Here is a 22,370-nt window from a genome sequence, read left to right on the forward strand (position 1 = left end):
TTTTATTCTGATTCTAATTGGTTTTTATACATTTCTAGGTTTGCCTTAATTTTATCATCTAATTCTGGCTCCTTAATATCTTTATACTTTTTAAGTTCTTGCAATAAAATTGATGCCACTATAACTCTAGCTCCTTTTTTACTATCTGCAGGCACAACATACCACGGAGCGTGTTTTTTAGACGTTTTGTTAATAGCATCCTCGTAACACTCTTGGTAAGTATCCCAAAGTTTACGTTCTTTTAAATCTCCAGGGGAAAATTTCCAGTTTTTTTCTTTTAAATCTAGTCTACGTAATAACCTTTGGCGCTGTTCTTCTTTGGACAAATGCAAATAAAATTTATACACTAAAGTTCCATTTTCTGCAGTATGCTTTTCAAAATTATTAATCTGCTCAAATCTTTTTACCCAAAAGGCATCATCTATATCTTCTACACTATGTATACCTGGTATATGCTCTCCCATAATATATTCGGGGTGTACACGTGTTACCAAAACATTTTCATAATGTGTTCTGTTAAACACTCCAAATTTACCTTTAGCTGGTAAGGCTATATAATGCCTCCATAAATAATCATGTTTACGCTCTAACTCTGTTGGCACTTTAAAGCTATGTACCACTACCCCGCGAGCATTAAAGTCTTTAAAAATTTCACGAATTAGACTGTCTTTACCTGCGGTATCCATACCTTGCAAGCATATTAAAACGCTATATTTACCGTGAGCATATAATGTATCTTGAAAATCACCTAATTCTTCTCTAATTTCTTCTAATTCTTTCTTTAACTTTTTATCAGATTCATTAAAAGTTTCTAATGTAGGTTTACTAGAAAGTTTTACTTCTTTGGTTACCTTATATTTTTTTATATCTACGTTACGCACTTTATTTTATTTTTTTTTTTTTAAGAGCTTGAATATACTATATTTTATTGATGTTTCCTTGTTTTATAACACATCAATAGGATTTATTGTCGCTTTAACGATAATAAAAGGTTATGATAACATTACTAACTATATTGCAAGCGAATCTGTACTTAAGGGTGCCCCAAAACCTTAAAAATGATACGAAAATTTAAAAACACATACCTACTATTAACAGCTTTATTGTTGTTTTCTTTTGTTTCTAACACTGCCTGTGATTTGGTAAATTCTAATTTAGGATTTGCATTAAAGCAAACAAATGATGCGGAGAACGCGCAAGACATAAACACTGTTAAATTCCATACTTATAAAGCCATTAAAACTTTACAAAAGCTAGACAAGCAATTAAAAGATTGTGGCTGCTCTACTGCTAACAAAGAAATTACAGAGGGTTTAAATTTACTTAAAGAAATAACACATAGTGCATCTTTATCTACAGCAAAGTTAATGCTAGAGGATGCTAAAAAAAATATAAGCTCTGGCATAAATAAAATTGCTACCTATAGCAAAAAAAGAAAAACTACTAATACGGAAAAAAGCAGCGCAGAAAATGCAAAAGTTTATGCTACTGTAGATAGTATTTTAATACCGTTAGAAAAGTCTATGTTAGCAATGACTGTAGAAAAAGATAATTGTAAAGAAGCTTATGCAACAGCTAAGGCTATTTATGAGAAAAATGAACTTAAACTTATGGATGAATCCTTAACTGAAGCTAAAAAATACTATCACTTAAGAAGTATAGAAATTGCTAAAAAAACAATGAAAAAACTTGAAGATTGTGCAAAGTCTAAGTAAAATTAGCGCTCTAACTCGGTCTTTAATGCTCGCAAACCTTCTTCAAAATCCTTACCAACGGATTTATCCATATTTATAAAAAGCATCATAATGTTTACAGGGAAAGTATTTTTTCCTGAGAAGCCCCAAGTAACTTTTGTGGTATTACTATCTGTATCATAAAATTTAAAATAACAATTAGACGTTGATTTAAAAGGTTTAAAAAAACGTAATTCACCTTCTATACGTTCTCCTGCAACAATATTAGTAATTTCTTGTTCTCCTTCACCCACTTCTTTATTTCCGTTCCAGTAACTAACAAATCCTATTTTACCATCGGCACCCGTGTATTTACGTGCCATTTTGGGATCTTTTTTTGCCCAAGGAGACCATATTTCTTGGTTTTTTACAAGTAAAAGGTAATTAAAAACATCGTTTTTTGGTTTGTTAATATCTATAGATCTGTAAACATTAAATTTTTTGGGTGCTAATAGTCCTAATAACACTACAAGAGCTACTAAGCCTACAATTATATAAACAGCTATCATCATTTTGTATGGGGTTTGGTTGGTTCTTAAATTTACAAAAAAATAATAAAACTTTATGTAAGTAATACTCCTGTTACACCTATGTGTTTTCCTTATAATATCGTTCTAAAATATCGTCTATGCTTTTAATAGATTTTTTAGTCCAATCTAGTCTAATAGCTACTTTTTCTTCGGCTGTAAGTTGCCAATTTTTAGTTGTTTTTTTTAGTTCTGTAGTTAAATGTTGTAATATTATTGCTGCAGAAACGGATATATTTAAACTCTCACTAAAACCTACCATTGGTATTTTTACATACCCATCTGCCTTATCTAGAACTTCTTTACTTAATCCACTTTTTTCTGTACCAAAAAACAAAGCTATTTTATCATCAATTTTAAAATCATCTAGCAAATAAGAATCTGTATGCGGAGAAGTAGCTATAATTTTATAACCATTTTTACGAAGTGTATTTATACATTCTGCAGTTGTATTATATCTTGGCGTGCTTACCCATTGTTGAGCTCCCATAGCTATATTTTTATCTAAACGCTCACTGTATTTACTTTCTATTAAGTGTGCGGTTTGCACTCCAAAGGCATCGCAACTTCTAATAACTGCGCTTGTATTATGCATTTGAAAAACGTCTTCAATGGCAACGGTTATGTAATTGGTTCTTTCTTTTAAAATATCCAAAAAACGTGCTTTACGTTCTTCGCTTATTATGTTTTCTAAATACGTTAATAGTTTAGTGTCTGTCATAAACACCAATATAAAAAGAAAAGTTTAATTTTATAAAAAACTACTACAAATGAAAAACATTGTTTTGTTAACAGGAGCCGGTATTAGTGCAGAAAGTGGTATAAAAACATTTAGAGATGCTGATGGTCTGTGGGAAGGCCATGATGTTATGCAAGTAGCTTCTCCACAAGGTTTTGCTACCAATCCTAAGTTGGTTTTAGATTTTTACAACCAAAGAAGAAAACAGTTGTTAACTGTTACACCTAACAAAGCACATTTAGCCATTACAGAATTACAAAACTACTTTAATGTTACGGTTATAACGCAAAATGTAGATGATTTACACGAGCGTGCAGGCAACAAAAATGTGGTGCATTTACACGGAGAACTTTTAAAAGTAAGGTGCACACATAACAATAATGATGTTTTGGACTGGAAAAAAGACTTAGTTTTAGGAGATTTATCTTCTAGCAACAAACAATTACGCCCACATATTGTTTGGTTTGGGGAAGAAGTGCCACTATTACAAAAAGCGGCAGAAATAACTGAAACCGCAGACATACTTATTATAATAGGTACCTCTATGCAAGTATACCCAGCTGCTAGTTTAGTGAATTATGCAAATAATGGTACTCCTATTTATTTTATAGATCCCAACCCAAGTATAAAACAAACAGATTTTAATAACTTAACAATTATAAGTAAAACAGCCGTAAATGGATTACCTACTCTTGTGAAAGATTTAATTGATACAGAGCTCTAGTATTTTTTACCCATTCTATTACAGCTTGTTTTTGGGCACTATTTAAATTTGCTTCGGTGTGTGTCCAAGTATACTCATTTAATGGCATTTCTCCACTTTCTATAGTTTCCATAACCTCATCTAACTTATGGTCTTTTTTCTTTATGGAGTATTTTTCCCATTCAGAGAAATTTAAATGTTTTTTACCATCTTTAACGTGGTCTGCCAACCAATAAGAAACTGGTGCAATATTGTTATACCAAGGATACGCAGTTGTGTTACTATGACAGTCATAACAACTGGTCTCTAATATTTTTTGTACTTCCTTAGACGGGTTTGTTTCTGTTAAAAAGGCAGTTTTTAAGTCGGTTTCTGCGTTATTTTTTTCTGGTCTATAAAATTGCATTGCAATTAAAATAACTAGTAAGGCAAGTAATATTTTTTTTAGTAATTTCATCAATCTAAAATTTATAACAAGCAAAATACAATTTTTTGTGACTAAAACAGAATTATATTCTTGGTTAAAAAGCGATATCAATCACTCTAGAGAAAAAAGACAACAAATTTCTGGTGTTATTTTAAAAGAGCCTAGCTTGGTTACAGATTTACTTAGCATTGTTTTAAATGTAAACGATCCTATTTCTTGTAAAGCTGCCTGGGTATTAGAGTTTGCTTTTAAAGAGAATAATAGTCTTATTTTTCCGGTAATTACTACATTTTTAAACGGATTAAAATCTTTAAAATTAGAGTCTAGCATTAGACCTTGTGCAAAAATTTGTGAAATTTTAATGTTGCAATATTTCTCAAAAAAAGAAAACCCCATTCAACAAACACTTAAAACTAAACATCTAGAACTAATTACTTCTGCTTGTTTTAACTGGTTAATTGGTGACCACAAAGTTGCTACACAAGCATACTCAATGACAAGCCTTTTTCTATTAGGAAAAAAGTATGATTGGATACACCCAGAACTACGGAGTATTTTAGAAAAAAACTACCTAAACGGAACAGCTGCGTATAAAGCAAGAGCACGGTTAACATTAGCCAAAATAAAATAGTAACTGTGCATTTTATTAATTCTATTTATTAAAATAACAGCACATAAAACAAGCTAACTAATAGGCATATAAACATAGTTTTAACTACCTTTGCAGCTTTTAAAAATCAACACAAAAACAGATGTCTTTAAACCAATTAAATGCCATTTCTCCTATTGATGGTAGATACAGAAACAAAGTAGATGCTCTAGGTTCTTTTTTTTCTGAAGAAGCTTTGATAAAATACAGAGTTAGAGTTGAAATTGAATATTTTATTGCTTTATGCGAAATTCCGTTACCGCAATTACAAGATTTTGATACTGCATTGTTTGAAAACTTACGTACTATTTACCAAAACTTTACTACTGAAGATGCGCAAGCAATTAAAGAAATAGAAAAAGTTACAAACCACGATGTTAAAGCTGTTGAGTACTTTATTAAAAAAGAATTTGATAAGCTTGGTTTAGAAGAATACAAAGAGTTTATACACTTTGGCTTAACATCGCAAGACATTAACAACACTGCTATACCTCTTTCTATAAAAGAAGCTATGAACGAGGTTTACGTTCCTATGTATTTTGATGTTGTTGAAAAATTAGAAGAATTGGTTACAGAGTGGGCAGAAGTATCTATGCTTGCCAGAACTCACGGACAACCTGCTTCTCCTACGCGTTTAGGTAAAGAAATAGATGTTTTTGTGGTTCGTTTAAAAGAACAATTTAATTTGCTAAACGATATACCAAGTGCTGCTAAATTTGGTGGTGCAACTGGTAATTTTAATGCACATAAAGTTGCTTACCCTAATATTGATTGGAAAGCTTTTGGACAAAAATTTGTACAAGAAAAGTTAGACTTACAACATTCTTTCCCAACTACACAAATTGAGCATTATGACCATATGGCTGCTTTGTTTGATACACTTAAGCGTATAAATACTATTATTATTGATTTAGACAGGGATTTTTGGACATACGTGTCTATGGATTACTTTAAACAAAAAATTAAAGCTGGCGAAGTTGGCTCTTCTGCTATGCCACATAAAGTTAACCCTATAGATTTTGAAAACTCTGAAGGTAACTTAGGTATTGCTAACGCTATTTTTGAGCATTTATCTGCTAAATTACCAATTTCTAGACTACAGAGAGATTTAACAGATAGTACTGTACTTAGAAACGCTGGTGTACCTTTTGCACATACCATAATTGCTTTTAGTTCTACCTTAAAAGGATTAAATAAATTATTACTTAACAAGGAAAAGTTTGAACAAGATTTAGAAAACAATTGGGCTGTTGTTGCAGAGGCTATACAAACTATTTTACGTCGTGAGGCTTATCCTAACCCTTATGAAGCATTAAAAGGCTTAACTAGGACAAACGAAAAAATTAATCAGAAATCTATAGCTAATTTTATTGATACTTTAGAAGTTTCTGATGCTATTAAAACAGAATTAAAAGCTATTACACCAAGTAATTATACTGGCATCTAGTAGCCGTTCATTTAATAACTTATATAAAGCAAAAACCCATCAATATTTAAATTGATGGGTTTTTATATTTCTTAACTATTTGCTTAACGCTTAATAAGCAACCTTGCTTTTTGGGTTACACCATTTACTCTTACTTTTAAAAAGTATTTTCCGCGTCTTAAATAACTTAAGTTGTAGGTTAAGTTAGATTTACCTGCTCTAAGCTTTTCTTGTGAACTAAACACTTTTCTACCATAAAAATTATAGATAACAAAGTCTGCTCTAGTTTCTATATTACTATTTAATTGAATATTTAAATAATTTCTAAACGGATTTGGATACAGTCTTAAATTTGTAATAGATACCTGCTCTACTGCATCACAAGCACCTAGTGTTGCTCCGTAATACTTTACAAAAACTGCTGCTGCCCATTTAGACATACAGTATGATTTTCCTCTGTAGCAAACCTCTACTCCTGGTCTGTATGCATTACCACACCTTACATCTTCTACCTCTACGGTAACATCTGCAGTTGTAGTACAACCATTAGCATCTGTTACAGTAACTGTATATGTTGTTGTAGCCTCTGGACACGCTTTAATGTCTTGTGTAGTTTCACCATTACTCCACTCATAACTGTAAGGAGCAACACCACCTTCTATTGCTGTTACACTTAAGGTTGTACAAGAATCAAACCCCAAATAAACCTTTGTATCATCAGAAACAGAAATGTTTATTGCCTCTGGTGCTGTAATACTAAAATCTTCAGTAACCTCATTTCCTAAAGCATCTGTAACAATAACAATGTGCGTACCTGCTCCTAAGTTTATAGCAGTTTCTGTTGTATCGCCAGTACTCCATTCATAAGCATATGGTTTTGCGCCACCTTCTACAACTACTGTAGCTGTACCATCTGTAGCAGAACCACAAGTAACATTTGTTGTAGATATACTTACTAGTTCTAGGCCCTTTAACTGAAAACGCGCAGACACCGGAAAGTGATCTGATACTGTACTTGGATAGTCACTATCATAAAACTCATAATGTACACGCACAGATTCTGCTATATAGTTATCATTTAACTCGTTTGTAATAGTAATATGATCTATCATATTTTCTCTAAAAACATACGATCTAAAATCTTGATTACTTAATGTTTTTGAAACTATATTATAATTAACCTCATCTGTTGCATAAGCATTAAAACTAGATGTTGTAGTTGTTGTAATATCTGCAACCGTTGTATCTACATCATCATTATAATCACCTAATAGAATAAGTTTTTTATCTGCATATTGTACATCTAAAGTATCTTTTAATACCTCAACATCATACTTACGCATATCATACCTACCTTGTGCATCTGTACCACTGTTAGCTCTTGCGTGCAATGCTACCACATTTATTTGCTCTGTAGTACCATTAATGGTTACGTCTGCTGTCATTAAAAATGGTAAACGCCCACTTGCATAAAAACGATCTGTTGTACTTGGATAATTTACCAAAGCAGAATCATCTCCACCATTGTATAATGGGTGAATAGTTTGTAACAATACTTTTGTGTCTACCACATTTACAGTTGACGTATTGTAAATAAATCCTAATTTTTGACTAACACCTGGGTCGTTAGGTCTAGAAACTGCCGGAGAAAGTACATAATCGTAACCAGGAAGTTCACTTACCATTTGAGCAAATAAAACTTCGTCTGCAATTTCTTCTACAGCATAAATATCTGCATCTAACTTTGTAATTATAGCTTTTGTACTGTCTTTTTGTATTGCATCAGACATTGGGTTACCTGTTGCTGGCGAGTTTGCTTCATCTCCAAACCACTCTATATTCCAAGCTACAACATCTAATGTTTTGTCTTTACCTATTTGTACAGGAATTGTTGGTGGTACATATTCTCCTGCACAAGGCATATCTTCTGCAGATCGTGGTAGTAACTGGTAATTTTCATAAAAACGACCAACTACACCTGTAATTTCCGAACAAATAGTAGGCTGACCTAAACCGACTATAGCTTCTACATCGTTATCTATTCTTAAAGATCCGTTGCCCGAGGCATCTGTTATATTGTAATTAGAATTTCCAAACAATATATCTCCTGGTTTAGGAAAAGTAGGATTAATAACTGTTACTAGTTCTGCTGGATGATTAGCCAACTCAGCCAAAGTAATAGTTACTGGCTCTATTGCATTTTTAGGTATACCATTGTTTTCAACATTGGTTACTGTTGCTATTTGTAATTGATCATTAAAAGCAGATCTTGTTCCTGTTACAGTAATAGAATCACCTACCATAAAAACACCTTCTCCGTGTACCAACTCATCAAAAATAGCAATTGCTCCTGTAGCATCTTGTATATAAGCAGAACCAGCAAAAGCATCTGCAACGGTTAACACCCCTGTTACAGTAACCACTTCTCCGTCTGCTACATTTCTTGCCTCTGCAATACTAATAGTTGCTGGTGGTGGTATAACAGCTCCATTTTCTGTTCCTGGTGTTGGTATTGCTTGTGTGTAATTAGATGTGTTTCTTGCTCCTCCTTGTCCGTTTGGAATACGCTGTAAAGAATGTCCGTCTTTATTTCCTAATTCATCCTCATTAATTTGAGCTTCACCTGGATTTAAAAGAGCTAACAATTCAGTAGCATCGCTATCATTAGTGTCATACACCAAAGCATCTATTAAACCATTGGTAGTTACCGCTACATTCTGAAAATCTGAAGCATTACCTGTATATAAAGCCACTGCATCTGCTCCGTTTTGTAAACCATTACTTGGTATTACTAAGCTTACATTTGGTACATCTGCATTACCCATTACAAAATAACCTTCTGCATTAGTTGTGTATCCATCTAAATCATACGCTGCATAGCTTTGGTTGTTAGAACCGTTGTAGTGTACCAAAACAAAACCATCTAAGGCTGTATTTCCTTTACCACCATCAAACAACTCTACAAACTCTTGTGTATCTGTGCCCGCTGTATCTGCATCTAGCTCGTTAATAACTAAAGTAATTGGCTCGGTTGCATTTGTATTAGAAGTTCCTGGTGTTGGTAATGCCTGTACATAAGTAACAGTGCTTAAAGCTGCACCAGAACCATTCGTGTAACGCTGTAAAGAATGTGCATCTTTATCACCTGCTCCACCTTCGTTCATTTGTGCTTCTCCTGCATTTAACAATACCAATAACTCAGCATCATCACTATCATTAGTGTCATATACTAAAGCATCTAAAAGGTTTGCAGTACTTATGGTAGAGTTGTTAGGAAAATCTGTAGCATCTCCTGTATACAAAGCAACAGCATCTGCTCCGTTTTGTAATCCGTTACTTGGTATTACAATATTTACATTTGGTACATCTACATTTCCTATTACAAAATACCCTTCTTCATTAGTTGTGTATCCGTCTAAATCATAAGCAGCATAACTTAGGTTATTAGATCCATTATAAAAAACTAGCACTTTACCATCTAAAGAAGTATTTCCCGCTCCACCATCAAACAGCTCTACAAATTCTTGTGTATCTGTACCTACTGTATCTGCATCTAACTCATTAATTAATATTGATGCTTCTGTTGGTGGTACAACCACAACTTGTCCGTTTGCAGTACCTGGCGTAGGTGTTTCTTGTGCAAATGTAGAGGTGTTTTGAGCTCCTCCTGCTCCGTTTAGTATACGCTGAGAAGAATGGTTGTCCTTATCTCCTGCTCCGCCTTCATTAACCTGAGCTTCTCCAGCATTTAACAAAACCAATAATTCTGCATCATCACTATCGTTAGTATCATATACAACAGCGTCAACAATATTGTCTGTTGAGATTTCAGAACCGTTAGGAAAATCTGAAGCATCACCAGTGTATATAGCAACAGCATCTGCACCGTTTTGTAAACCATTACTTGGTATCACTAAACTTACATTTGGCACATCTACATTACCAATTACAAAATAACCGTTTGCATTTGTTGTGTAGCCATCCAAATCATACGCCGCATAGCTTAAATTGTTAGACCCATTATAAAGCACCATTACTAAACCATCTAGTGATGTATTACCACTTCCTCCATCAAACAATTCTACAAATTCTTGTGTATCTGTACCAGGTGTATCAGCATCTATTTCATTTATTAATATTGAAGGAGTTACTGGTGTAGAAGAAGTTCCTTCTAATCGAACATCATCAAAACCAGCATAATCACTACCTCCGTTTTGTTTTACAAATAACTTTAAACTTATTGAAGAAACCGTGTTAGGAACTGAAGCTGTAATTTGTTCCCAGTCTGTAGTGCTATACGGACTACCAACTGTTATAACTTGTATTCCTTGAGAAGTACCATCGTGAAAAATTTCATAACTAATTGTATCCCCGTTGGTAACATCATAACCAACAACATTTACTGCAAATGATAAACTCACATCTGTATAGGTAGATATATCTACAGCGTCAAAAGTTAATGTTCCACCATCTGCTGAACCACAATTACCTTCTAAATCTCTAATTCCAAAGAAACTTGTTCCTGTATTTGCTGTATTTATAGATCCTACGCTAGTAACTACATCCCAAACATCACTACCTCCATCATTACAATTGCTTGGTGATGCTATATAGTTCCAGTTATCTGTAGCAGTGCTCTCATATCCTTGAAAAACAATATAATCTCCTGTTGGAGGCGTTACTACCGCACCCTCTAGAGTTGTAACAGAAGCTGTATTACTATTTACAGATGTGTTACTTGCAGCGTCTATTGCTTTTACCGTAAACGTATAAGTTGTGTTAGCTGTTAAGTTTGTTACTTGGTATGATGTTCCGCTAACAACACCTGCTAAAGTAGTACCATTAAAAATTTGATACGCTGTAACACCTACATTATCTGTAGCAGCATCCCAACTTAATAGTGTCTCTGTTTCTGTTGTATTTGCTGCAACCAAATTTAAAGGTGCTGTTGGAGCTTCTGTATCTGAACTTGTATTGTTAAATTTGTTTTCTGCTTGTGGTCCTCCCCAAATAGCAGTTGCAAAAGCAGGATTATCTATAAAAGGGTTTCTATTTCCTTGAATTCCTTCTAACAATACATTTCTATTAATTTCTACTTGAGAAACTGGATCTTGTGCATTCCATTCTAAAAAAATATCTGGAACATCTGTACTATAGGTAGTTGCCCCTGTACCTACTGCTGTAGGCAAACATTGGTTGCCATAACGTACGTACATATACAATATCATTCTGGCAACATCTCCTTTCCACTCATCTCCAGGATACCAAACATTACCACTCATTAAACCAGCATTACCACTACCAGCACCAAAAGGATGGTTATTACGTAACGAGTTAAACTGTACATCTGAAGATCTTAAATGGTGCGCATCTGATCCTGGACCAGATGTTCCTAAATTAGGGTTACCTAACGATTTTGGAAAAACGTGCTCTCTATTCCAATCTCCAACGCCGCCGCCATTGTTATTTTTACTTCTTGTACGGTCTGTTGTTGTGTTACCATCTGTATCATTATAACCATAAACTAACAATACATTATTAGAGTTTGCCGGATCTAAATCTGTTTGTTTTAAAGCGTCCCAAACGCCTGGTGTATAACTTAGTACGGTTGTTTGTGTAGTTGTTACTAAGTTTGCTAAATTGTTTTTTAAGTTACTCCCTGTTTGGGTAACATCTGTTCCGTTGTAATATGCTGGTACTTGGCTATAACCCAATACGGCCACTAGCAGCATTCCAATGTAAATGAATACTTTAAGGTAATTTTTCATCATAATTTATATAGGTTTGTCGGCCGTAAAATTACTACTAAATAAAACCAAAGAAAGTGCTCTAATATTAACTTATTATTAACGATTAGTGTTTTTGTTAATAACATTTATTGTTAATATTAACGTGCTTAAACAGCAAAAAAAAAGACCGCATATAGCGGTCTTTATATATTAAAAAACAAATTGTCTTATTTATTAATTTGTACTTCGTGTGGGTAAGGAATTTCAATTTTAGCATTATCTAATGCTACTTTAGAACCCTCTACTGTAGCAAAAAATACATCCCAGTAATCTTCTGGCTTACAGTAAGGTCGCACTGCTAAATTTACAGAACTGTCTGCTAATTCTTCTACATTTACAGATGGTGCTGGGTCTTTTAATACTTTTGGGTTAGCTTGTAACATTTCTAAAAGCACCTGTTTTGCCTTTTTCATATCTTCGCCATAACCAATACCAACGGTAGTATCTACCCTCATTTTACCTTCCGCAGTATAATTAATAATGTTACCATTTGCCATTGCACCATTAGGTACTATTGCTAATTTGTTTTGTGGTGTAATTAGCTTGGTAGTAAAAATTTCAATTTCTTTTACAGAACCTAATACGCCTTGTGCCTCTACCAAATCTCCAATTTTGTAAGGTTTAAAAATCATTATTAAAACGCCTCCAGCAAAATTACCTAAAGAGCCTTGTAATGCTAAACCAATAGCTAAACCTGCTGCTGCAATAACTGCTGCTAAACTTGTAGTTTCTACTCCTAATGTAGAAATAACGGTAATGATTAAAAAGATTTTTAATCCCCAACTTACTAGGTTTAGTAAAAACTTTTGCAAAGATTCATCGTAATTGCCTTTGGACATTACTTTTCTAGCAACACCTACTAGTTTTTTAATAAGCCAGGAACCAACAAGATAAATAATTATAGCCATAATAATTTTTGGGCCATAATCCATTACTTTCTCGATTGCTAAATTCATCCATTTTTCTGGATTCTCCATAATTGTTAATGTTTAAATAGTTAATGTTGGGTACAAGATATAAAATGTATTCTAAAAAAAAATTAAACACATTAACAGTTGTTAACATTTTACCATTTTATAACAAAAAAAACCTGCTTAACATAATTAAGCAGGTCTGTAACAAATAAAAAGTGTTAAAAATTAACTTTTAAGCAATTTCCCTAGGTCTTTAAATGCCCCTTCATCTAAATTAGACTTTTCCATAGCACTAATAAATTTACCCAAGTAAGCAGGATTCATTTTATCTCCTACTAAGCGTATTAAAGCAAAACCTTTATCATCTTTATAACCATAAACAATTACCTCATCTATGGCATCTTCTTCTCCGGTAAACTTAACTACACCTTTTGCCATTTTAGAGTTAATTTTCATTAACTGAGTGTATTTTTTATTAGATAAAATTGCATTCACTTTAGTTTTCTCTACTTTATATGACGCAACATTATCTGTGGTTTTATTAAATGCTAAAACATTTACTTTTTTAATAGACTCTACTGCTTTTTTCTCTTCAGGAGATAAATCTGCCGATGCTATATTTAAAATACTCCTAGGAATATCAAAAGAAATGAAATTTTCATTTTCATTACTATCTACATAATATTCTTGTAAACTTTGGTTAGAAGAGCAAGACCCTAAAGTAATTAACAAAGTTAATGCTACTGCTAAATATTTAATACTGTTTTTCATATTGATTGATGTTTAGTTGTTAAAATCATCAAGGTTATTTTTTAACCTTGATGATTGTCTTATTTTTTATTATTTAACTTCGTTTAATTGCTCTGGCAAGCCCATTTTACTTGTTAGTGAGCCTATTTTATTTAAATCTATATCTCCTGTTATAGATACTAAAACAGTTTCTATTTTACGATTATCTATTTTAGCCCCTTTTACATCACTTACAAACATTAAAAGTTCACTTACGTGATCTTCATCTTTACCACTTTTTATATAAAACTTAATGTTTGCATCTTTATCTTTTACACGCATTAACTCTTCTAAAGATGCTGTTTTTAAATAAGATTTCATTGTGGTAAGCATATCTGCACCAATAGCTTTATCTTCTGTAATAAACACTTTTAGGCTACTTATACTTTTCCCTATATCTATAAAATCTTGCGTTTCTTTATCATCCACATTTACATCTATTTTTGTTAATAGGTTAAACATACTTTTATTTACAATAACAGATGATACGTTATCTAAATCCTCAAACTTGTCAAAAATTGACTGTGAAAATCCTGTAAATGGTAGTGCAGTAAGTACTGCTATAATTAATAATTTTTTCATAATTTAATTTTAATTTGTTTTGTAAATCTTGTTTGTTGCTTCTTCAAATTTGTTAAGGTAAACCAATTTTTCGGTGCCTTTGTTTAAGTTTTGAGCTATAAGGCTAAATGCTTTTTCAGTTTCTTGCAAAACGTATTCTGCCTCTTTTTGCTCACGGTAATCGTTACCAAAATATATGCCTAATACTAAAACTGCTACTGCTGCTACGGATAACCATTTATAATTTCTTTTTCTAGGTTTTAATGGTACCTGCTTGGTATAAGTTTCTTCTTTGGCGTTAGAAAAATATGTAAACATTGTTGTGTACTCTTGTAAATGCGGAGCAACATCACCCTTTAAAAAATAGGCTTTTATTGCTTCTTCTTCGGCAACCGTAGTGGTAGCTTCAAAATACTTTTCTAATAATTTTTCTATATTATGCAATTCCATAATTATGTTTTTCCATTAATTTTTGTCTTACTGTTTTTCTTGCTCTAGACAACGCAACTCTAACTGCTGCTGGTGTCATTTCTAACATTTTTCCAATTTCTTCAAAACTGTACTGCTCTACATCTCTTAACTGCAGTGCCATTTTTTGCTGCTCTGGCAAACTCTCCATTATTTTCTCTACCCAATTAACACTGTCTTGCGCTTCTACTTGGCGTTGTAAAGATGCATTACTATCTGTATAATTACTATGCACCAATTTTAAATTGTTTGCTTGTTTAGATTTTAAACGGTCTAAACAAAAGTTTTTGGTCATTGTCATAGCAAATGCTTCTACACTAGCATACTGTTTCATCCGGTCGTTTTTAGACCATAATTTTAGCAGTATTTCTTGGGTGGCATCCTCTGCCTCCTCTGTAGAGACTAGTAATCTTTTGGCTAGTCTATACAGTTTATCCTTAAAAGGCATTACCACATTTAGAAATTCTGATTGTTTCATTTTTTAGTTTGGTTGTTGTTACAAACACTATTACTAGGTTTATATAAGCAAGACGACATAGAATGATTTTTGTTACAAAAAAATTTTTTTTTGTAAAAGTTGTCAGTAATTTACAGCATTGTAAACCGACACACTATATATAACGTATGTAACATATACTTAATATATGTGTAAAATTATGGAACAATAGTTGCAACCAACTATGTTCTTACACTAAATAAATAACTATTATGAAAAAAACAGTATTACTATTATCTGGGTTGTTTTTATTTATAGCATCCTGTGATAAAAACGATGATGATGGCGGCGGAGAAACACCACAAGCAGTTACACTTAACAATGAAATAAACGAATTTATTTGGAAAGGATTAAACCATTGGTACTATTGGCAACCAGATGTGACTAACTTAGCAGATACTAAAGATGATGACCAAGATGCTTTTTATACATATTTGAATAGCTATAGCACTCCTGAAGATTTATTTAAGGCTTTAAAATACGAGGAAAAAGATGATTTTTCATGGTATATTGAAGATGTAGATGAGCAATTAGCGAGTTTTAATGGTATTAGTACTACTTACGGTATTACTAGAGGGCCTTTAGTAAGAGTTGGTTCAACAGACAATGTTGTACAAGTTATAGGTTCTGTTGCAGCTGATTCACCTGCAGAAACTGCAGGGCTAAAAAGAGGTGATATTATTTCTAAAGTTGATGGTGAGGTTATGACTATTGACAATTACCTAATTATTAACAAACTATACACCCAAGAAAATGTAACATTAGGTTTAGCTACTGTTTCTGAGAATGATGAGTTAACACAGACCGAAGAAAAAGCAATTACTGCTGCAACCCTATCTATAAACCCTGTACTACATACAAGTATTATAGAAGAAGGTGGACGTAAAATTGGATATATTGTTTACGAAGGTTTCCGTGGTACATATAATGGCGAATTAAACGATGCTTTTGGAGAATTAAAAACAGCTGGCGTTAATGAACTTATTTTAGATTTTAGATACAATGGTGGTGGCTCTGTTTTATCTTCTGCTTTATTGGCTAGTATGATATATGGTGAGGCAACTGCAGAAACAAATACCGTAAGCGGCGAAATTTTTGCAGAGTTAAAATACAATACTAAAAGAGATGCTGCTAATAGTAGTACTTACCCATTTTTTGAAGATGTTTTTTTATATGATAAAACAACAGGAGCATATTCTGGAGCAACTGATATGAATAGGTTAACAGGCATTACCAGACTTTATGTTATTGGCACAGAAAGAACAGCTTCTGCTAGTGAAATGATTATAAACGGATTAAGACCATACATACCTGTTAAGGTTATTGGAGAAAAAACAACTGGTAAAAATGAAGGATCTATTACTGTTGTAGATGCACCAGGTAATTCTAACACAGAACCATACACAGATACCGATAACAGAAGTACAAAACACACTGTTGGTATGCAGCCAATTGTTTTTCAGATATTTAACAAATTAGGAGAAAATGATTATGGTGATGGTTTTGTACCGGACGTAGAAGTTGTAGAATTTCAGTATTACAAAAACCTTAAACCATACGGTGATACTACAGACCCTTTATTACGTGCTGCTTTAGATGATATGCTTGGTACTGCTGGTAAATTTGATTTACAGAAAGATACAGACGCAGCTAAAGTTACAAAAGGTGTTACATATCCTAAGTTTAGCTCAGAAATGTATATAATGCCAAATGATATTAAGCCTACTAGTAAATAACTTAGGTTTGCTAACTCGGTATTAAAAACAAAAAGGCTCACTAAATAGTGAGCCTTTTTTATATTGTATTACATCTAATTTATAAAGTAAGGTTTAACCCTAATCTTACGTTAGCTCCTTTTGTTGTAAAACCTAATATCTCTGTATACTCCTCATTTAACAAGTTACTTGCATTAGCAAATACAGTTAATTTATTATTTATAAGTGTATGCGAAATATATAAATCTAAAAGCGTGTAAGCGTGTAGGTTTACATTTGTAGCTGGGAAAGTTGCAAAATCAGAATCTGATCTATTACCTACCATTGTGTAATTTAAAGATGCGTTTGTACGGTCTGAAAAATTGTAGTTTGCAAAAGCATTTACCTTATGCTTTGGTAAACGTATGCCTGCATCACCTTCTCTTTCTGTAAATGTATAATTTGCTCCAATGTTTAAGGCGTTAACTGGTGTATAGTCTAACTCTACTTCTACCCCTTTTGCTTCAATTTTATTTTCTGCATTGTCATAACCTGTTGCACCGTAAAAAACAAAATTTTCTTCATTTCTATTAAAATATAAAGCACTAACTCTTAATTTGTCATTTGCAGCATACTCTAAACCACCTTCTATTGTGCGGTCTTCCTCTGGATCTAGGTCTGGATTGGCACCAAAATTACCAAATAACTGGTTTAAACTTGGAGTTATATAAGATGTTGCATAAGACCCCATCAATTTAACATAACCATTTGTATTTTTAATTACATAAGATGGGTTAACGTTGTAAACAAAATTAGAACCATACTCAGAATGGTTATTTAAACGAGCACCAACATTTAAGTTTAATCCAAAATCTGATACATATACAACATTAACGTATGGATCTACAATAGAAAAATCTTGTACTTCTGCATATTCAGTTTCATCATTAATATAATTTAATCCTAAAACAGTATAAAAAGCATCATTAAAATTGTACTTGTTGTATACGTCTACTACTATGTTTTTGCCTTCATAAGCACTAGGAAAAGCAGATTTGTTTTCTGAGCTGTACTCACTATAAGCACCATTAACAACAACAGAACCTTTAATATATTTATAAGTTGATGATAAGCCTGCTCTTTTTTGATCACTAACAAAAGAATAAGGAGCATCTAACATTCCAAAAGACTCATCATACTCACCACTATTTTTTGTTTGGTTACCATAAACATTCACAGAAAATCTATCAGAAAAAGCATATCCTAAATTTACATCTGTGCTGTAGTTAGAGAAATCATCTTTTTCATTCTCTGGAGTAACTATAGCAGATAACCCATCAGAATATCTATTAGAAAAACCAACTTTATATGTAAACTTATCTAAAGTACCACTTATACGCGCACTATTGGCAAAATCATTAACATCAAAATTTTGATCTGCTGCTGTTTGGTTTGTACCAACACTTGCCTGAAAATTACCAGAAATAGCATCTTTAGCAGCTTTTTTAGTAGTAATATTAATTACTGCAGTTGCCGCATTTGTACCGTAAAGTGTACTTGCCGCTCCTTTAATAATTTCTATAGACTCTATATTTGCAGCGGTAAGCAATCTTAAATCGTACTCTTGCCCTACAGAAGATGGGTCTGACACCCTAACACCATCTACAATAACCAATACTTGTCTTCCTCTACCACCACGTGAAAATACACCTAAAACAGTACCTTGTCTACTTGTACTACCTGCAATAGAAAATCCACTTTTTGTATTTATAATTTCGGCTACCGTTTTACCTTGATTTCTTTTTAACTCTTCTGCAGTAATTTTTATGACTGTTTTACCAGAGTTTTCTCTTTTCAATTCAAAACGAGAATCACTTACTACAACTTCCTCTAATTTTTGAACCTTTGCTTCTTCTTGTTCTTGTTGTGCTACAACAGTTGCACTAGCCAATACAGCCGCACATAAACCAATAATTTTTTTGTTCATTTTGTGTTTCATTAATAAAAACGGGAGTAGAAATTATATTAATTTCTGCGTATGTCTGTACTCATACGTAAACTTTTATCCCGAAAGTTTAACATTAGTTGTTTTGAATATGGCAGGTCTCCTGACTTGCGTCTTTTTGCTCTCCTTCCCATCTTAATAAAATACAAGACAGTGGATCTGTAGTTACAAAAAGCATTTACCCTTGGTAAACTAAGCTTACAGTTGCGGGAACAGTTTTGGATTTTCACCAAATTCCCTTTTAATCTTACTACGCTATATAGTAGAACCAAAATTCGGCGCAAAAGTAATCCTTTTTACTCAATTTTTTCATTCAAATTTAAATTACACTACTTTTGGACTTTAATTTATAGCCAATGAAAATTTTAAAATCCATATTTTTAAGTTGTTTTTTAATACTTGCTTCTTGCAAAGAAAAAACACAACAACCATTACCTACAACTACTGTACAACCTAGTAAAGTAGACCTTAGTTACGCAAAAGGTTTTACTATAGAAAAGCAGGCAAATGGTGTTACTATTTTAAAAATTACCTCCCCTTGGCCAAAAGCAAAATCTGCTTTCACATATGCCTTAATTCCTAAAGATAAAGCAGCCACAATTACCTTAAATAAAGATGATTATGATGCTATTGTAACTGTTCCGGTACAAAAATTAGTAGTAACATCTACTACGCACATACCTGCTTTAGAGTCATTAGGTGTCTTAGATAAATTAGTTGGATTTCCTAATACAGATTACATCTCTTCTACTGCTGCTAGAACACTAATAACACAAGGTAAAATTGAAGAATTAGGTGTTAACCAATCTTTAAACACGGAAATGGTTATTGCATTAAACCCAGATGTAGTTGTTGGTTTTGGTATAGATAACAATAATAAAACATACAGTACTTTACAACGCTCTAATATACCCGTTGTTTTTAATGGCGATTGGACAGAAGAAACTCCATTAGGCAAAGCAGAATGGATTAAGTTTTTTGCTCCGTTTTTCAATGCAGAGGCTAAAGCAGATTCAATTTTTAAAACTATTGAAACCAACTATAATGATGCTAAAGCACTAGCTAAAAAAGCAACTAACAGACCAAGTGTTTTAACTGGTGGCTTGTATAAAGATTTATGGCACGTAGCTGGAGGAAAAAGTTGGATGGCTCAGTTTTTAAAGGATGCAAACGCTAATTATTTATGGAGTGATTTGCAGGAAACTGGCGGTGTTGGTTTAAGTATAGAAAGTGTTTATGATAAAGCTGGCAAAGCCGATTTTTGGATATCACCATCTAGTAACTCTAGTTACAAACAAGTAGCAGAATCTAGTGAGCATTATACCCAGTTTGATGCCTATAAAAATAAAAAAATATACACCATTACTTTGGTTAAAGGAGAAACAGGTGGCGTACTATTTTTTGAGCTTGCTCCTAACAGGCCAGACTTGGTTTTAAAAGACCTAATTTCTATTTTTCATCCAGACGTTTTACCTGAATATAAGACTACATTTTTTAAACCACTACAATAAGGTGTTGCATCAAAAAAAATACACATTAGCATTTATACTATTACTTGTTTTACTTGTAATATGTTTTTGCATTAGCATTAGTTTTGGGTCTGTTACCATACCTTTTACAGATACTATGAGTGCTATTTTTGGAGGCGAATTACAAAAAGAATCTTGGGGTTATATTATAAAAAACTACAGAATACCAAAAGCAATAACAGCAATATTAACCGGCGGTAGTTTAGCTTTAAGTGGTTTGTTAATGCAAACATTGTTTAGAAATCCGCTTGCTGGGCCTTTTGTTTTGGGTATAAGCTCTGGTGCTAGTTTAGGTGCTGCTATTTTAATTATGGGAGCTTCCTTACTCTCTGGTATTTTTACATTTGGCGTTGTAAATAATGTAACTTTAGCCATAGCGTCTAGCACAGGCAGCTTTCTTGTTTTATTAGCCGTAATGGTTGTTGCCGCTAAAGTAAAAGACACTATGGCACTTTTAATTATTGGTTTAATGTTTGGGAGCATTACTGCTGCTATTGTTAGTGTGTTGTCATACTTTACAGATGCAGAGCAATTACAGCAGTATATTTATTGGTCTTTTGGTAGTCTTGGCAACTTATCCTGGTCACAATTAGGTTTGCTAGGAGCTATAGTTTGTACAGGAATTTTTATAAGCATCTTTACCATAAAATCTTTAAATGCTTTTTTATTGGGCCAAAACTATGCACTTAGTTTAGGAGTGCACATAAAAAAACAACGCTTTTTAATTATTTTAGCTACAGGTTTGTTAGCGGGTGGCGTTACTGCTTTTGCAGGTCCTATTGCCTTTATAGGTTTGGCTGTACCTCATTTAACCAAGCAAATTTTTAACACAACAAATCATAAAATATTAATACCCGCCGTACTTTTATATGGTGCTATTTTAATGCTCTTGTGCGATACTATTGCTCAATTACCATCTAGCGCTTATGTTTTGCCTATAAATGCCATAACATCTATAATTGGTGCACCTGTGGTAATATGGTTATTGGTACGTAAAAAGAAAATGGTATTTTAAAAAAATAAAAACAAAACGCATCAAAAAAGAAAAACAACATATAGCCCTACAAGTAACAAATTTAAGTGTTGGTTACAGCTCTAAAAAACAGCAAAATATTATTTGCAAGGATATTAATTTTGCGTTAAAAGAAGGAGAGTTATCTGCTATAGTTGGTACAAACGGTATTGGCAAATCTACTTTATTACGCACGCTAGCTAACGTACAAGCTAAATTAAACGGAACTATTGCTGTTGATAATATTATTTTAGAAAACTATAAACCAACAGAACTTGCCTCTAAAATAAGTGTGGTGTTAACAGAAAAAATACCTTCTAAAAACTTAACTGTAATAGAAATTATTGCTTTAGGAAGACAGCCATATACCAATTGGATTGGTACGCTTACAACTACAGATAAAGATAAAATTACAGAAGCCATTTCTTTGGTGCAAATTGAAGAATTGCAGCATAAAAAATGTTACGAACTTAGTGATGGGCAACTGCAAAAAGTAATGATTGCAAGGGCTTTGGCGCAAGACACTTCTATTATTTTGTTAGATGAACCAACATCTCACCTAGATTTGTACCACAAAGCAACTATTTTAAAACTATTAAAAAACATAGCGCACAAAACCAAAAAGACAATATTATTTACAACTCACGAAATTGAAGTTGCTCTGCAATTGTGCGATAAAATTTTAATTCTGGATAAAAATACTAGTCATTTTGGTACGCCAACAGATTTAATAGCTGCTAAAAAATTTAATGCGCTGTTTCCTAAAGACACTATTGTTTTTGATGAAAATACCGCTAGTTTTAAGGTTGTATAGATATAAAATAATAATTTATAAAACCTTAAATAACGTTTTTACTATTAGATGTTAATTACTTCTAAATACGAACAAAGAAAACAACAAACAAAACG

19 protein-coding genes and 1 riboswitch are annotated in these 22,370 nt (G+C 32.8%); of the genes, 8 read left to right on the forward strand and 11 right to left on the reverse strand.

The features are described from left to right. Positions 1-2: 2 nt before the first annotated feature. On the reverse strand, positions 3-881 hold the full coding sequence (locus tag BFJ87_RS00235; protein WP_077398466.1) for a PPK2 family polyphosphate kinase: 879 nt from the start codon (positions 879-881) through the stop codon (positions 3-5). 177 nt (positions 882-1,058) lie between these two features. Between BFJ87_RS00235 and BFJ87_RS00240 the strand changes: the two genes are divergently transcribed. After that, complete coding sequence (locus BFJ87_RS00240; protein ID WP_077398468.1) at positions 1,059-1,715, forward strand: hypothetical protein; 657 nt, start codon at positions 1,059-1,061, stop codon at positions 1,713-1,715. A gap of 2 nt (positions 1,716-1,717) precedes the next feature. Here BFJ87_RS00240 and BFJ87_RS00245 read toward each other — a convergent pair whose 3' ends face one another. Both BFJ87_RS00245 and BFJ87_RS00250 read right to left on the reverse strand, forming a co-directional pair. Further along, a complete protein-coding gene (locus tag BFJ87_RS00245) occupies positions 1,718-2,242 on the reverse strand; it encodes an SRPBCC family protein (RefSeq protein WP_077398470.1) in 525 nt (174 codons plus the stop codon). A gap of 79 nt (positions 2,243-2,321) precedes the next feature. Beyond that, a complete protein-coding gene (locus BFJ87_RS00250; protein ID WP_077398472.1) occupies positions 2,322-2,981 on the reverse strand; it encodes a TrmH family RNA methyltransferase in 660 nt (219 codons plus the stop codon). A gap of 49 nt (positions 2,982-3,030) precedes the next feature. Here BFJ87_RS00250 and BFJ87_RS00255 point away from each other — a divergent pair, with 49 nt between their 5' ends. Further along, positions 3,031-3,723: an SIR2 family NAD-dependent protein deacylase gene (locus tag BFJ87_RS00255; RefSeq protein ID WP_077398474.1), complete on the forward strand. Its 693-nt coding sequence runs from the start codon at positions 3,031-3,033 to the stop codon at positions 3,721-3,723. Here the strand turns inward: BFJ87_RS00255 and BFJ87_RS00260 are convergent. Next, complete coding sequence (locus BFJ87_RS00260; RefSeq protein ID WP_077398476.1) at positions 3,686-4,159, reverse strand: heme-binding domain-containing protein; 474 nt, start codon at positions 4,157-4,159, stop codon at positions 3,686-3,688. The genes BFJ87_RS00255 and BFJ87_RS00260 overlap by 38 nt on opposite strands. A gap of 37 nt (positions 4,160-4,196) precedes the next feature. On the opposite strand from BFJ87_RS00260, the gene BFJ87_RS00265 reads away from it, so the two are divergent. Both BFJ87_RS00265 and purB read left to right on the forward strand, forming a co-directional pair. Further along, complete coding sequence (locus BFJ87_RS00265) at positions 4,197-4,760, forward strand: adenylosuccinate lyase (protein WP_077398478.1); 564 nt, start codon at positions 4,197-4,199, stop codon at positions 4,758-4,760. Between the two features lie 121 nt (positions 4,761-4,881). Beyond that, positions 4,882-6,225: an adenylosuccinate lyase gene (purB, locus tag BFJ87_RS00270; protein ID WP_077398480.1), complete on the forward strand. Its 1,344-nt coding sequence runs from the start codon at positions 4,882-4,884 to the stop codon at positions 6,223-6,225. A gap of 83 nt (positions 6,226-6,308) precedes the next feature. Here purB and BFJ87_RS00275 read toward each other — a convergent pair whose 3' ends face one another. The 6 genes from BFJ87_RS00275 to BFJ87_RS00300 all read right to left on the reverse strand — a co-directional run bounded on the left by BFJ87_RS00275 (position 6,309) and on the right by BFJ87_RS00300 (position 15,203). Continuing rightward, the gene (locus BFJ87_RS00275) at positions 6,309-11,975 is read right to left on the reverse strand and encodes an endonuclease (RefSeq protein ID WP_077398482.1); all 5,667 of its coding nucleotides are present in this window, start codon (positions 11,973-11,975) and stop codon (positions 6,309-6,311) included. A 185-nt stretch (positions 11,976-12,160) separates the two neighbouring features. Beyond that, entirely contained in the window at positions 12,161-12,970 is an 810-nt protein-coding gene (locus tag BFJ87_RS00280; protein ID WP_077398484.1) for a mechanosensitive ion channel family protein, read from the reverse strand. 162 nt (positions 12,971-13,132) lie between these two features. Next, positions 13,133-13,678: a DUF4252 domain-containing protein gene (locus tag BFJ87_RS00285; protein WP_077398486.1), complete on the reverse strand. Its 546-nt coding sequence runs from the start codon at positions 13,676-13,678 to the stop codon at positions 13,133-13,135. A 69-nt stretch (positions 13,679-13,747) separates the two neighbouring features. Then, entirely contained in the window at positions 13,748-14,278 is a 531-nt protein-coding gene (locus BFJ87_RS00290) for a DUF4252 domain-containing protein (protein WP_077398488.1), read from the reverse strand. Positions 14,279-14,287: 9 nt separating this feature from the next. After that, complete coding sequence (locus tag BFJ87_RS00295; RefSeq protein ID WP_077398490.1) at positions 14,288-14,707, reverse strand: hypothetical protein; 420 nt, start codon at positions 14,705-14,707, stop codon at positions 14,288-14,290. Further along, complete coding sequence (locus tag BFJ87_RS00300; RefSeq protein ID WP_077398492.1) at positions 14,694-15,203, reverse strand: RNA polymerase sigma factor; 510 nt, start codon at positions 15,201-15,203, stop codon at positions 14,694-14,696. Before BFJ87_RS00300 ends, BFJ87_RS00295 begins: the two co-directional genes overlap by 14 nt. Positions 15,204-15,433: 230 nt before the next feature. Between BFJ87_RS00300 and BFJ87_RS00305 the strand changes: the two genes are divergently transcribed. Further along, a complete protein-coding gene (locus BFJ87_RS00305) occupies positions 15,434-16,957 on the forward strand; it encodes a S41 family peptidase (RefSeq protein WP_077398494.1) in 1,524 nt (507 codons plus the stop codon). A gap of 79 nt (positions 16,958-17,036) precedes the next feature. Here BFJ87_RS00305 and BFJ87_RS00310 read toward each other — a convergent pair whose 3' ends face one another. After that, positions 17,037-18,902, reverse strand: coding sequence for a TonB-dependent receptor plug domain-containing protein (locus tag BFJ87_RS00310; RefSeq protein ID WP_077398496.1), 1,866 nt, complete (start codon positions 18,900-18,902; stop codon positions 17,037-17,039). 94 nt (positions 18,903-18,996) lie between these two features. After that, positions 18,997-19,208, reverse strand: a riboswitch (cobalamin riboswitch). A gap of 68 nt (positions 19,209-19,276) precedes the next feature. Here BFJ87_RS00310 and BFJ87_RS00315 point away from each other — a divergent pair. The 3 genes from BFJ87_RS00315 to BFJ87_RS00325 all read left to right on the forward strand — a co-directional run bounded on the left by BFJ87_RS00315 (position 19,277) and on the right by BFJ87_RS00325 (position 22,275). Further along, positions 19,277-20,431: an ABC transporter substrate-binding protein gene (locus BFJ87_RS00315; protein ID WP_077398498.1), complete on the forward strand. Its 1,155-nt coding sequence runs from the start codon at positions 19,277-19,279 to the stop codon at positions 20,429-20,431. A gap of 1 nt (position 20,432) precedes the next feature. Further along, a complete protein-coding gene (locus BFJ87_RS00320) occupies positions 20,433-21,464 on the forward strand; it encodes a FecCD family ABC transporter permease (RefSeq protein WP_077398500.1) in 1,032 nt (343 codons plus the stop codon). A gap of 112 nt (positions 21,465-21,576) precedes the next feature. Further along, positions 21,577-22,275 carry an ABC transporter ATP-binding protein gene (locus tag BFJ87_RS00325; RefSeq protein WP_338064773.1) on the forward strand — a complete coding sequence of 233 codons (699 nt, stop codon included), beginning with the start codon at positions 21,577-21,579 and terminating at the stop codon, positions 22,273-22,275. The last annotated feature ends 95 nt before the right edge of the window (positions 22,276-22,370 follow it).

Origin of the sequence: Cellulophaga omnivescoria (assembly GCF_001999725.1) — a bacterium.
In the GTDB taxonomy this organism is placed as follows: domain Bacteria; phylum Bacteroidota; class Bacteroidia; order Flavobacteriales; family Flavobacteriaceae; genus Cellulophaga; species Cellulophaga omnivescoria.

Bases quoted from the DNA above. Each gene is read 5' to 3' on its own strand.
- BFJ87_RS00310 (WP_077398496.1), bottom strand. From the start codon at position 18,902: ATGAACAAAAAAATTATTGGTTTATGTGCGGCTGTATTGGCTAGTGCA.
- BFJ87_RS00255 (WP_077398474.1), top strand. From the start codon at position 3,031: ATGAAAAACATTGTTTTGTTAACAGGAGCCGGTATTAGTGCAGAAAGT.
- BFJ87_RS00315 (WP_077398498.1), top strand. From the start codon at position 19,277: ATGAAAATTTTAAAATCCATATTTTTAAGTTGTTTTTTAATACTTGCT.
- BFJ87_RS00280 (WP_077398484.1), bottom strand. From the start codon at position 12,970: ATGGAGAATCCAGAAAAATGGATGAATTTAGCAATCGAGAAAGTAATG.
- BFJ87_RS00240 (WP_077398468.1), top strand. From the start codon at position 1,059: ATGATACGAAAATTTAAAAACACATACCTACTATTAACAGCTTTATTG.
- BFJ87_RS00275 (WP_077398482.1), bottom strand. From the start codon at position 11,975: ATGATGAAAAATTACCTTAAAGTATTCATTTACATTGGAATGCTGCTA.
- BFJ87_RS00260 (WP_077398476.1), bottom strand. From the start codon at position 4,159: ATGAAATTACTAAAAAAAATATTACTTGCCTTACTAGTTATTTTAATT.
- BFJ87_RS00285 (WP_077398486.1), bottom strand. From the start codon at position 13,678: ATGAAAAACAGTATTAAATATTTAGCAGTAGCATTAACTTTGTTAATT.
- BFJ87_RS00295 (WP_077398490.1), bottom strand. From the start codon at position 14,707: ATGGAATTGCATAATATAGAAAAATTATTAGAAAAGTATTTTGAAGCT.
- BFJ87_RS00305 (WP_077398494.1), top strand. From the start codon at position 15,434: ATGAAAAAAACAGTATTACTATTATCTGGGTTGTTTTTATTTATAGCA.
- purB (WP_077398480.1), top strand. From the start codon at position 4,882: ATGTCTTTAAACCAATTAAATGCCATTTCTCCTATTGATGGTAGATAC.
- BFJ87_RS00250 (WP_077398472.1), bottom strand. From the start codon at position 2,981: ATGACAGACACTAAACTATTAACGTATTTAGAAAACATAATAAGCGAA.
- BFJ87_RS00290 (WP_077398488.1), bottom strand. From the start codon at position 14,278: ATGAAAAAATTATTAATTATAGCAGTACTTACTGCACTACCATTTACA.
- BFJ87_RS00245 (WP_077398470.1), bottom strand. From the start codon at position 2,242: ATGATAGCTGTTTATATAATTGTAGGCTTAGTAGCTCTTGTAGTGTTA.
- BFJ87_RS00300 (WP_077398492.1), bottom strand. From the start codon at position 15,203: ATGAAACAATCAGAATTTCTAAATGTGGTAATGCCTTTTAAGGATAAA.